This is a genomic window from Chitinophaga sp., assembly GCF_036569185.1.
GTDB lineage: Bacteria > Bacteroidota > Bacteroidia > Chitinophagales > Chitinophagaceae > Chitinophaga.
Genome location: NZ_DATCRD010000303.1, coordinates 1 through 11,198, shown reverse-complemented (window position 1 = coordinate 11,198; position 11,198 = coordinate 1). Strand labels below are relative to the sequence as shown.

Annotated in this window: 11 protein-coding genes and 2 pseudogenes; 10 read left to right on the top strand and 3 right to left on the bottom strand. The window is 44.7% G+C overall.

Annotation, left to right across the window (positions count from 1 at the left end; all coding sequences use genetic code 11):
- The 9 genes and pseudogenes from VIM72_RS23700 to VIM72_RS23660 form a co-directional block, all read left to right on the top strand.
- A pseudogene (locus VIM72_RS23700) lies at positions 1-285 on the top strand (DUF3078 domain-containing protein); the annotation flags it as partial.
- A 100-nt stretch (positions 286-385) separates the two neighbouring features.
- Positions 386-1,180 carry a segregation and condensation protein A gene (locus VIM72_RS23695; RefSeq protein ID WP_332005299.1) on the top strand — a complete coding sequence of 265 codons (795 nt, stop codon included), beginning with the start codon at positions 386-388 and terminating at the stop codon, positions 1,178-1,180.
- On the top strand, positions 1,173-2,081 hold the full coding sequence (locus VIM72_RS23690) for a helix-turn-helix domain-containing protein (protein ID WP_332005298.1): 909 nt from the start codon (positions 1,173-1,175) through the stop codon (positions 2,079-2,081). Before VIM72_RS23695 ends, VIM72_RS23690 begins: the two co-directional genes overlap by 8 nt.
- Positions 2,082-2,184: 103 nt before the next feature.
- Positions 2,185-3,057 carry a pirin family protein gene (locus VIM72_RS23685; RefSeq protein WP_332005297.1) on the top strand — a complete coding sequence of 291 codons (873 nt, stop codon included), beginning with the start codon at positions 2,185-2,187 and terminating at the stop codon, positions 3,055-3,057.
- A gap of 35 nt (positions 3,058-3,092) precedes the next feature.
- Positions 3,093-3,620 (top strand): YceI family protein, encoded by a 528-nt coding sequence (locus tag VIM72_RS23680; RefSeq protein ID WP_332005296.1) that lies wholly within the window; start codon positions 3,093-3,095, stop codon positions 3,618-3,620.
- 222 nt (positions 3,621-3,842) lie between these two features.
- Positions 3,843-4,253, top strand: coding sequence for an OsmC family protein (locus VIM72_RS23675; RefSeq protein ID WP_332005295.1), 411 nt, complete (start codon positions 3,843-3,845; stop codon positions 4,251-4,253).
- A 177-nt stretch (positions 4,254-4,430) separates the two neighbouring features.
- On the top strand, positions 4,431-5,144 hold the full coding sequence (locus VIM72_RS23670) for a pirin family protein (RefSeq protein WP_332005294.1): 714 nt from the start codon (positions 4,431-4,433) through the stop codon (positions 5,142-5,144).
- 106 nt (positions 5,145-5,250) lie between these two features.
- The gene (locus VIM72_RS23665) at positions 5,251-5,964 is read left to right on the top strand and encodes an HAD-IIB family hydrolase (RefSeq protein WP_332005293.1); all 714 of its coding nucleotides are present in this window, start codon (positions 5,251-5,253) and stop codon (positions 5,962-5,964) included.
- Positions 5,965-6,099: 135 nt separating this feature from the next.
- Entirely contained in the window at positions 6,100-6,477 is a 378-nt protein-coding gene (locus VIM72_RS23660; protein ID WP_332005292.1) for a hypothetical protein, read from the top strand.
- Here the strand turns inward: VIM72_RS23660 and VIM72_RS23655 are convergent, their stop codons facing one another.
- The 3 genes from VIM72_RS23655 to dxs form a co-directional block, all read right to left on the bottom strand.
- Positions 6,478-7,314 (bottom strand): PAS domain S-box protein, encoded by an 837-nt coding sequence (locus tag VIM72_RS23655; RefSeq protein ID WP_332005291.1) that lies wholly within the window; start codon positions 7,312-7,314, stop codon positions 6,478-6,480. It abuts the gene before it with no gap.
- A 94-nt stretch (positions 7,315-7,408) separates the two neighbouring features.
- On the bottom strand, positions 7,409-8,455 hold the full coding sequence (locus VIM72_RS23650) for an iron-sulfur cluster-binding domain-containing protein (RefSeq protein WP_332005290.1): 1,047 nt from the start codon (positions 8,453-8,455) through the stop codon (positions 7,409-7,411).
- An 81-nt stretch (positions 8,456-8,536) separates the two neighbouring features.
- Positions 8,537-10,462 (bottom strand): 1-deoxy-D-xylulose-5-phosphate synthase, encoded by a 1,926-nt coding sequence (gene dxs / locus VIM72_RS23645; RefSeq protein ID WP_332005289.1) that lies wholly within the window; start codon positions 10,460-10,462, stop codon positions 8,537-8,539.
- Positions 10,463-10,684: 222 nt separating this feature from the next.
- Here dxs and VIM72_RS23640 point away from each other — a divergent pair.
- Positions 10,685-11,198, top strand: a pseudogene (locus VIM72_RS23640) (hypothetical protein); the annotation flags it as partial.

Here is an 11,198-nt window from a genome sequence, read left to right as displayed (position 1 = left end):
GGCGCCTACCTGTCTGCCAATTATATAAAGACCTTCGCCAAAAATATGACCTATAAGGGCCGGCTGGATTTATTTTCAGACTACCGGCATAACCCGGGAAATATTGATGTGTTTTTCACCAATGCATTGGAACTGAAGGTAAATAAGTGGATCTCTGCCCTGCTTACTGTAGATATGATATATGATGATGATGTAAAAGTATTTGAGAATAAAGAAACTGGTGTGATGGGGCCCCGTTTGCAGATAAAACAGGTGATAGGGATCGGCTTTGCGGCCAAGTTCTGATTCGGAGGAATTTTGTTATTTTTGATATCGCGCAGCGGCACAGGAAAATGGTCCTGTGCAATTGTGCGATATCTTTTTTAAAAAACTTTAAACGCATCCCGTGAGCGAGCAAGCACCTGTCTATAAGATCAAATTACCGCAATTTGAGGGTCCTTTCGACCTGTTGCTGTTCTTCATTGAACGTGATGAACTGGATATCTACAATATCCCTATCAACACGCTCACGCAGGATTTCCTGGATTATATTCACCATATTGAATCGTTGAATATTGAACTGGCCAGCGAGTTCATTCTCTTTGTATCCACTCTCATGCGTATTAAGGCAAAAATGCTGCTGCCCCGCAAAGAACTGGATGAGCAGGGAAATGAGATAGATCCCCGGATGGAGCTGATAGACAAGATCCTGGAATATAAGCGCTATAAGCTGGCTGCTGCAGAAATGGCCGAAATGGAGGCCGACCGTATGCTGGCCGTAAAGCGGGGAAATATTGCAAAAGAACTGGCGGAGATCGGGGAAGCAACCAGCGAAGGTACCGAAGTTCAGACCCTCACCCTCTTCAAGCTGGCAAAAACCTTTGAAAAGGTGATACAGCGGATGAAAGAGCGCGATAATAAGCCCCAGCACGTTGTATATAAATACGATTATACGATGGAAGGCTCCAGGATGTATATGGAGGAGCTGGCGCGGGCAGAGCGTACTTTATCTTTTGAAAAAATATTCGATCACTGTAAAGACCGGGTGCATGCCATTTTCCTGTTCCTCAGTATGCTGGAACTGGTACAGATGAAGCATATGGGTATTATGGTGGGAGAAGGCAGGAATAATTTTATCATTGAATACATTGATCCTTCCGACAGGGAGGAGGAACCCGCAGGAACTTTAATAGATGGCTGAGAAACGTGAAAATATCGGAATTGTATCCTTACCGGAATACTCGCAGGTAGACCCGGGGTTTGTGGTATCTGGCCTGTGTGAATTAGGCGACAGTTTTTTTGACCAGATAGGCGTGCCTCACCGGCACGACTTCTACACCATTTACTGGATCAAGAAGGGTAAGCTGCTGCATACCATTGATGCGGTTACACACGAAGTAAAAAAGAATACACTTTTTTTTGTAGCGCCCGGCCAGGTGCATAACCTGCAGGCCACCGATAAAATAGACGGTTATATGATAGCCTTCCGGGATGCCTTTATGTGTTTAAAAGATCAGACACAGGTATCCGGCATTAATTCCGGGTTGTTTTTCAACAGCCAGTTCAGCAGCGTCATTCATATTGATGATGAACAGGAGAAAGATATTGATGCGATTGTGCGCCTGATGCTGAAAGAGCTTACCCTGCGTGAGCCGGAATATGAAATGGCCCTGCATGGCCTGCTGCGTTATTTCCTGGTGCTGGCTTCCCGCATAAAAGGAGAGAATGTAGCCATCAGCCCGGAACAACATGCTGCCCATAACAGCTCTATCTTCCTGAAATTCAAAAACCTGATAGAAGAAAAATACCAGGCGTTAAAAACCGTGTCTGATTACGCAGGACTTTTACATATCAAACCCGTGCTGCTGAATGAGATCAGCAAGCAGTTATCCGGTATCACCGCCGGCGAGCATATCCGCAACCGTGTGATCCTTGAAGCACAGCGATACCTGTATAATACAGACCTTACGGCGAAAGAAATTGCCTACAAACTGGGCTTTGATGATCCGCATTATTTCAGCCGCTTTTTTAAGAAATATACCAACCAGAGCCCTTCTGAATTCAAAGAGGCGTCGCGCACTTCAGTAAGCCCTTCGGTTTAAATTTTCCGCATTTTTTGAAAAAAGTCCATCAGCGGGAGAGTTTTATCCATTCTTAAAGGGTGTTACAACATGTACTTTTGTGTTGTCTTAAGGAGGCAATAAAATGAAAACACAAAAACATGTAAGCCAGATCGTAATTGCAGCCGCACCACATATGGTAGGCGATGGATTCAGGGTGCAAAGCACGCTCCCGGGCGGTACCCGTTCTGAAGGTAACAGGATCAGTCCTTTTATCATGATGGACTATGCAGCTCCCAATTATATTCCACCGAGTGTACGACCTAAAGGTGTTGGCGAGCATCCGCATAAAGGTTTTGAAACCGTTACCATTGTGTACCAGGGCGAACTGGAGCACCGCGATTCTACCGGTAGCCACGGTTCATTGTTCCCCGGCGATGTGCAATGGATGACTGCTGCCGGCGGCATTTTACATGAAGAAAAATACAGTGACGCATTCAGCAAACAAGGCGGAAAAGCAGAGTTTGCCCAGTTATGGGTAAATCTTCCCAAAGCATTTAAAAATAATCCTCCCTCCTATCAGAATCTTACCAAAGCAGAAATACCTGTGATAAAAGTAAGTGAAGAAGGATATGTGAGAGTAATTGCCGGTGAGTATGATGGTGTAAAAGGCGCTGCCAGTACTTTCTCCCCGGTGAATGTGTATGATATCCATCTGAAGAAAGATGATAAAATTACGATGAACATACCGGAAGGCTTTAACACTGCGGCAGTAGTATTCCAGGGAGAAGCGGATGTAAATGGCCAGCCGCTGAAGGGTGTGGAAACTGCCCTGTTTGAAAAGGAAGGCACCGAAGTGACCATCACTGCGCTGAAAGACACCGCTATGCTGGTGTTGAGTGGAGAGCCGATCGATGAGCCCATTTTTGCATATGGCCCATTTGTAATGAATACAGAAGATGAGATCAGGACAGCAATAGATGATTATAATGCCGGTAAAATGGGCGTATTAAGCTAATTAAACATTTAATAATACTAAAAAAACAAAGTTATATGACAACCTGGAAAATTGATCCTTCGCACAGTGATGTGCAGTTTAAAATCAAACACCTGATGATTACGACCGTAACCGGTCAGTTTGCAAAATTTGATGGTACCATGCAAACCGTTGATAACGATTTCAGTACTGCCAACATCACTTTTGAAGCAGACATCAACAGTATTTCCACCCAGAATGCGCAGCGTGATGCCCACCTGCAGGCTGCTGATTTCTTTGAAGCAGAGAAATATCCCAAGCTCACCTTCGTGTCTAAAGAGGTGAAGAAAATAGATGCAGATACTTTTAAACTGGTAGGTGATTTAACCATCCGCGATAATACCCGCCCCGTAGAGCTGAATGTTGAATTTGGCGGCGAAGTGGTGGATCCATATGGCCAGACTAAAGCAGGATTTGAACTGAGCGGTAAAATTAACCGTAAGGATTTTGGTCTTACTTTCCACGCTACTACTGAAACCGGCGGTTTACTGCTGAGCGATGAAGTGAAGCTGCTGGCCAGCGTGCAGATGGTAAAACAACAATAAAACGGATGGCTTTGACAGCGCCGGATAGAATAAGGTATTAGGAATTAACAGCAATAGAATAAGAATCAATTGCCAGGAACCATGTATAGCCGCACAGGAAACTGTGCGGCTTTTTTTATGTGCTTTGACAGCCAGGTTAGCTCCGGCGTTTTTTATTGCCGATTAATTTGTAATTTGGGCCTCCGCACTGATTTTTCTAACAGGAAAAAATAAAAATTAAACATGAAAAGATTTGCATCTGCCAATTGGCAAGGTACCGGTAAAGAAGGTAAAGGCACTTTAACTTCCCAGTCAACTGTGTTAAACAAGACCCAGTACTCTTTCAGCAGCCGTTTTGAAGATGGCATTGGTACTAACCCTGAAGAACTGATTGCTGCAGCACATGCCGGCTGCTTTACCATGAAACTGAGCTTTGTGATCACTGGCGCTGGTTTTACACCTGGTAACATTGATACCAAATGCACCATCACCCTGGATAATGGAACTATTACTACCAGCCACCTGGAAGTAACTGCCAGCGTAGAAGGCCTGGATGCCGCCAAGTTTGCTGAATTTGTAGCGGATGCAGAAGCTAACTGCCCGGTGAGCAAAGTGCTGAATGCAACCATTACCACAGATGCGAAACTGGTGTAAATAAGCGCCTGGAATCGTTACTGCGTTACGGATTTTTCATATGCCTACTGTTTTTTGAAACAGCAGCTGCATTGAAAGATCCGTATTTTTTTGTCCACGTTTTTCAACATATGATCCATTCCCGGCGCCTTTGTTTATAGCGATATTTGTAGTGTTAAAAACAAAGGAGATTTAGTTATGAAAAAAGTTATTCATCGTGCAGATACCAGGGGATATGCGAATCACGGCTGGTTGAAGAGCCATCATACTTTCAGTTTTGCTAATTATTATGATCCCAACAGGATTCATTTTGGCGCATTGCGTGTGTTGAACGATGATGCGGTGAAAGGCGGAATGGGCTTTGGCGCGCATCCCCACGACAATATGGAAATTGTATCCATTGTATTGAATGGAGAGCTGGCGCATAGCGATAACACTGGTAATAAAGAAGTGATCCGTAAGAATGATGTACAAATTATGAGTGCCGGCACAGGTGTGGTTCACTCTGAATTTAATGCCTCTAAAACAGAAGAGGTAAATTTCCTGCAGATCTGGATAATACCTAAAGAAAGGAATGTAACACCGCGTTACGATCAGCAAACATTTGATCCGGCGGCCCGTGAAAACGCTTTACAGGTGGTGATTTCACCGGATCAAAACGCAGGTGGCCTCTGGTTGAACCAGGATGCCTGGTTTACACTGGGTAAATATGAAGCCGGTAAAAAACTGGACATTACTGCAAAGGCATCCAACATCGGCACTTATTTATTTTTGCTCAGCGGTGAATTGAAAGTAGACGGTGAAACATTGAGCACACGTGATGCGATCGGGTTGTCTGAGTATGATAAGGCAAACATTGAAGTGATCAAACCGGCAGAGTTTTTGCTGATAGATGTACCAATGCTGAACTAATCATACCGTTATATACTAACCCGTTATATCTGAAAGAAGATCAGTCGTTACGGCTGGTCTTCTTTTATATTTTTACCGGCATCATTATTAAAGTCACCCGCGAATTATGTTACTAGCAACAGATCTGGACGGTACATTCTTAGGAGGTACATCGGAAGATAAAGAGAAATTATACAGTTTATTACAACGGCAAAAAGAGATACAGCTGGTATTTGTAACCGGCAGGGGAATACGCAGTGTGTTGTCGCTGCTGGAAGATAATGTTTTGCCACGGCCTGAATATATTATCTGTGATGTAGGCGCTACCGTAACCCATTTACCTACATTAACTGCGGTAGAGCCGGTGCAATCGGGTATTGCAGCCAGGTGGCCGGGAGAACAGGTAAGGGAAACCCTGAAAGCAGTGAGAGGATTACTGCACCAGGAAGCGCATCAGCAATACCGTTGTTCGTACTATTACGATAACAGTACAGATATAGACAGTGCACGTGAAATAGCGGCATCATTGCAATGTGACATGGTTTTATCTGCCGGTAAATACCTCGACATATTGCCTGCCGGTGTGAACAAGGGATTTACGCTGAAGCAGTTGTTGGAGGTGCTGGCTTTGCCGCATCAGAAGGTACTGGTAGCCGGTGATTCCATGAACGATTACTCTATGTACGAAACCGGGTTCAAGGGTGTGGTTGTAGGTGATTCGGAACCCGAATTAATGGCCCGTACCGCAGGGATGCCGCATGTATTGCAGGCACAGCGGCCCGGCGCCGGTGGAATACTGGAAGCGATGGATTTTTTTCCTGAATTCAGAATTTATCTGTAAAAAGGTGGAGGGAGAATTGAAAAAGATTGTACCTTAGAACAGGTCTTTTCGGATAAAAAAAATGGCTATTGACAACAACGTTTGGTATGATGAATAGTTTTTTAATCATCATTTAAATTGATAAATCAATACACCATGGAAATTACAACTCCCACCGAAGAACTGCACCAGCAGTTAAATTCCTGGAAAGAAGAAGTAAATGAAGTCAGAAATGAAGTGAAAATGATGCGGGAGCGACTGGAACAGATCGCGCTCAGCAAAGCTTCCAGGGATGTGATGACACAGGTTGAACATTTTGAAAACCGTTTATTGCGTGAACGTGAAGTGGCAGATGAAATGCATCACGACATTAAGCAATGTGCTAAAAGAGTAGCCAACACACCGGTAACAGTGATACATGACGACCGGCCCATTGATGACTTCCAGACCATACAGCACCGTATGGAAATTTTCCGCAAATTGTATTTATCATTAAAGGAAGAGTTCAACCAATTTATACCCTGCGAGGTATAACTACTGGAGAGTTTTTACCTTGTGCTCAATTTTATGAATGATTTCATCCAGCTGACGGGTGGATTCATGCAACCATTCCATGAGTTGAGTGTTGAGATGAAGATCCTGGTTGCTTTTATCGAACAGGCCGGCAATACTAAGTATAGATACCACCGGGCGGCGTATTTCATGTGAGTTGATCCAGGCAATTTCCTTTAGCGCTTTATTTTGTTCTTCCAGCTGGGAGGCTTGTTTTACGAGCCTGTCGTGGGTAAGCTGTGCCTGAAGCTCATAGCGCATACCAAGCTCACGGGCCTCTTTCACTGCCTGTATCTGTGCATCCACATCTTTCGCCATAATAAAGCGGGCGTTTTTACCATAATAAGTAGCAGCAAGAGAGTAGATCTCCACAAAAAAATTTGCGCCGTCTTTTTTACGGTGCTTCCAGATACCCCTGTATTCATCGCCACTGCAATATTCTGCAGCGTTTTCGAGGAATAGCGGTATATCTTCTTCATTACGTATATCCTTTAGCGTTAGTTTCAGGAATTCTTTTTTGCTGTAACCATATTTTTCTGTGGCTGCATTGTTAACAGATAAAAAGCGCATCGTAGCTTTTTCATAGATCCACATTGGGATGGGGTATTCATTGAAGAGACGTTCAAACTGAAGGGAGCGTTTATCATATAAGAAAGTAGTCATGAACAACAGGGCAAATACGCTGCAAAGTATTACTATGTTGAATGACAACAATAGTGGTGAAGGGTGGAACGCGCCTTTAAACAACAGGTAGCCGTTTATTATAATGACTACAAGCAGCAACGACAGGCACGTAATTTTTATTGGGGCATTCCGCATCACCTGATTTTCCTCATAATTTAGCCAAAATTCCAGCAACTGAAAAATAATATCAGATCATTATGATTGATACTAATTTTTATATTATGTGATTTCATAATTCAAGTATTACTTCATCACTTGCAGGATATCCCACACAGGTAAGCACCAGGCCCTCCGCAAGCTCTTTGTCGGTGAGCACTTCGTTGACCGGCATCCATACTTTGCCGCTTACACATTGCGCTGTACAAGAGCCGCATACGCCGCCTTTACAACTGTAGGGAAGTAATACTTCGTGGGCAAGTGCATAGCTCAGGATTGTTTCGTTACCCGGAACAGCGAGCTTATATTCTGCATTCCGGTAACGGATGATTACCTGTTTCGGATCATGATCCTGTGGCAAAGGTGTTTTAGCAATCCTGGCGTCTGTATTTACCACGAAATTCTCTTTATGCAGCTGAGCTTCGTTAAAGCCCATAAATGTAAGTGTGAGCAGGATGGTACGCATATAATCGGGTGGCCCGCAAAGGAAGAACTGCGCATTTTTCCGGCGGTAGCGTAGATGTGCATTTACCAGTTGCTCCAGTAAAATATTGTTGAGCCTTCTGTAAGTGTGAAGGCTATCGGGATCGTTGCTGAAAAGCCATATGCATTCTAATTGCTGCGGATAGCGGCTTTGCCAGTTTTGAAGCGCTTCACGGAAGATAGTTCTTTCCGGTGTGGTGTTGCTGTAAATCAATTTAACATGGACATTCTCTTCTGTTGTCAGTATATGTTTCAGCAGTGAAAATACCGGGGTAATACCGCTTCCTGCGGCCATCAGGAAAATATCCTTCTCCGTATTGTCTGACTTTTCGTAGGTGAACCTGCCCGATGGTTCCAGCGCGGTAACGATATCGTTTACTTTCCAGCTGTGAATAAGATGACGGGATATTTCCCCGTTTTCTTTTTCGCGGATTGTTACAGAAAGATAGGGATCCACGCCCGGAGTAGAGCTGAAAGAATAGGAGCGCCTGTATTCTTTGTTATTGAGGGTGATGAGAAAAGTGAGGAATTGGCCCGCGAGATATACCAGTGGTTCCGGAGATGTATTTTCCAGCTTATAAGTATAAGTACCGGGTGTTTCGCGTATGATCTCCGTTATCCTGAGCTGAAAGTACATGGTATAAAAAAGTTTAGCTATTCAACCATTCAATTTCAGGGAAATCAAATAGCTGAATAGCTAAATAACTAAATTCTTTTATTAAATGGTGACAGTAATTTTTTCTTTCAGCATATCCCTGGTGGCGCTTGCAATACCAGCTGCATCATAGCCACATTCGCGGTATAATTCTTCCGGTTTACCATGTTCTACAATTTTATCGGGAATGCCTAATCTTCTGACAGATGCCTTATAGTTATTGGATACCATGAATTCGATAACGGCGCTGCCGAAGCCTCCTGCAATGGCGCCATCTTCAACGGTAATCACTTTGTCGAACGACTGGAAAATATCATGTAACATGGCTTCATCCAGTGGTTTTACGAAGCGCATATCGTAGTGAGCGGGCTGCAGGCCATCTCCAATAAGCTCTTTACATGCTTCCACTACGAAGTTGCCGGTGTGCCCCAGGGAAAGTATAGCAATATCTTTTCCGTCGCGGATCTTGCGGCCGGTGCCTGGTTTGATAGCTTTAAACGGCATACGCCATTCCGGCATTACGCCTTGTCCGCGTGGGTAACGGATTACGTAAGGCTGATCATTTTCCGGTAATTGGGCGCTGTACATCAGGTTGCGGAGCTCTTCCTCATTCATGGGAGCGCTGATGATCACATTGGGGATACTGCGCATATAGGCAATATCGTAGGCGCCATGATGGGTGGGCCCGTCTTCTCCTACAAGTCCGGCCCTGTCGAGGCAGAATATCACGGGTAGCTTCTGGATGGCTACATCGTGTACGGCCTGATCAAAGGCGCGCTGGAAGAAGGAGGAGTAGATAGTACAGAAAACGCGCATGCCCTGTGTGGCCATTCCGGCCGAGAGGGTAACCGCATGTTGTTCGCAGATACCCACATCAAATGCTCTTTGCGGCATTTTCTCCATCATAAATTTGAGGGAGGAGCCGGAAGGCATAGCTGGGGTGATACCGATAATTTTATCGTTTTGTTCTGCGAGCTCAATGATAGTATGGCCAAAAACGTCCTGGTATTTAGGAGGTTGTGGGCTGGTAACCGGTTTTTTAAATATTTCACCGGTAATTTTATCAAAGAGGCCTGGTGCATGCCAGGTGGTCTGGTCTTTTTCTGCGAGGGCATAGCCTTTACCTTTGGTGGTAACGATGTGCAGCAGTTTGGGACCGGGAATATCTTTCAGATCCTGGAGGGTATCGGCCAGTTTGGTGATGTTATGGCCATCAATGGGGCCAAAGTAGCGCATCTTCAGTGCTTCGAAGAGGTTGCTGGATTTTGACACCACGCCTTTGAGGCTGGCTTCCAGTTTGGAGGCCATATCGCGGGTAAACTTCTTTCCTACAGGTAATTTGCCCAGCAGGTTCCACACATCATCCCTCACTTTGTTGTAGGTGGGGGAAGTGGTGATATCTGTGAGGTATTCTTTCAGCGCGCCCACATTAGGATCTATGGACATGCAGTTATCGTTCAGGATGATCAGTACATTGGCGTTTGCCACACCTGCATGATTGAGGGCCTCAAATGCCATACCTGCGGTCATGGCGCCATCGCCGATCACTGCAATATGCTGGCGGTCGAATTCTCCCTTATAGTGGGAAGCCATTGCCATACCGAGGGCTGCCGAAATGGAGGTAGATGAGTGGCCTACCCCAAAGGTGTCGTAGCGGCTTTCGTCCCTTTTGGGAAACCCGCTGAGGCCCTTGTATTTCCGGTTGGTTGGAAATGATTCCCGGCGGCCGGTAAGGATCTTATGTCCATATGCCTGATGCCCTACGTCCCATACCAGCTGATCGTAGGGGGTATTAAATACATAATGCAAAGCGACTGTCAGCTCCACTACGCCCAGACTGGCCGCAAAATGGCCACCATGCACACTTACCACATCAATAATGTACTGACGCAGCTCCTCACATACCTGGTGAAGCTGTTCTTTACTCAGCTTTCGCAAATCAGCGGGATATTCTATCTGGCTCAACAGTTGACCTGCCTTAATATTCATAATTGGGCTCAGGGTTTATATGAAGTAACAAAAATACATAAAAATAAGCGGTAAATAATGTAACTATGACAGGAAAATAGGACAGTTCCATGATATCTCACCATTCAGATACAGCCATCTGCCATTTACCTTTTCTGATTCACCATTTATAACATTTAGGTTTCTGCAGGGGGCGCTGTAGGGTATTTTTGGAATATAGGTGAAGTTTACTAATTTGATTGAATGTTTAAACAAATAAACAAATATTGGTGGTGCCAGATATTGGGGTGGTCGGCGTATTTTCTGATCAATGTTTTCTTCGCCTTTTCTGTTTACAGAAAAACGTCACCGGATGCGGCTTATTATCTGAACCTGGTAATTTTTGTTTTATTCGGATTTATGGCCACCCACCTGTTCCGCAACCTCATCCACAGGTTTGCATGGGTGAACTATAATTTTGAGAACCAGATCTTATTGTTTATCGGGTTGATGACGGGGTCGGGGCTGGTATCATATATCGGTTATTACTTTTTTGGGATATACCTGTTGCACTTATCGGATACGCCTATCCAGGTGGGGATTGTGGGTTCTTTCCTGATCACTACCATCTGGTGGTTTCTTTATTTTATCTGGCATTATATCGAGAGGAACCGCAGGTCGCAGGTAGATCAGCTGAAGCTGGAAGCTACGGTGAAGGAGCTGGAGCTGAAAACGATCAAGGCGCAGATGAACCCGCATTTTATTTTTAACGCGCTGA

What these genes read in the sequence shown, in the direction of transcription:
- VIM72_RS23650 (WP_332005290.1), bottom strand. Translation starts at nt 8,455, where the DNA reads ATGTACTTTCAGCTCAGGATAACGGAGATCATACGCGAAACACCCGGT.
- VIM72_RS23685 (WP_332005297.1), top strand. Translation starts at nt 2,185, where the DNA reads ATGAAAACACAAAAACATGTAAGCCAGATCGTAATTGCAGCCGCACCA.
- VIM72_RS23655 (WP_332005291.1), bottom strand. Translation starts at nt 7,314, where the DNA reads ATGCGGAATGCCCCAATAAAAATTACGTGCCTGTCGTTGCTGCTTGTA.
- VIM72_RS23690 (WP_332005298.1), top strand. Translation starts at nt 1,173, where the DNA reads ATGGCTGAGAAACGTGAAAATATCGGAATTGTATCCTTACCGGAATAC.
- VIM72_RS23675 (WP_332005295.1), top strand. Translation starts at nt 3,843, where the DNA reads ATGAAAAGATTTGCATCTGCCAATTGGCAAGGTACCGGTAAAGAAGGT.
- dxs (WP_332005289.1), bottom strand. Translation starts at nt 10,462, where the DNA reads ATGAATATTAAGGCAGGTCAACTGTTGAGCCAGATAGAATATCCCGCT.
- VIM72_RS23670 (WP_332005294.1), top strand. Translation starts at nt 4,431, where the DNA reads ATGAAAAAAGTTATTCATCGTGCAGATACCAGGGGATATGCGAATCAC.
- VIM72_RS23665 (WP_332005293.1), top strand. Translation starts at nt 5,251, where the DNA reads ATGTTACTAGCAACAGATCTGGACGGTACATTCTTAGGAGGTACATCG.
- VIM72_RS23680 (WP_332005296.1), top strand. Translation starts at nt 3,093, where the DNA reads ATGACAACCTGGAAAATTGATCCTTCGCACAGTGATGTGCAGTTTAAA.
- VIM72_RS23660 (WP_332005292.1), top strand. Translation starts at nt 6,100, where the DNA reads ATGGAAATTACAACTCCCACCGAAGAACTGCACCAGCAGTTAAATTCC.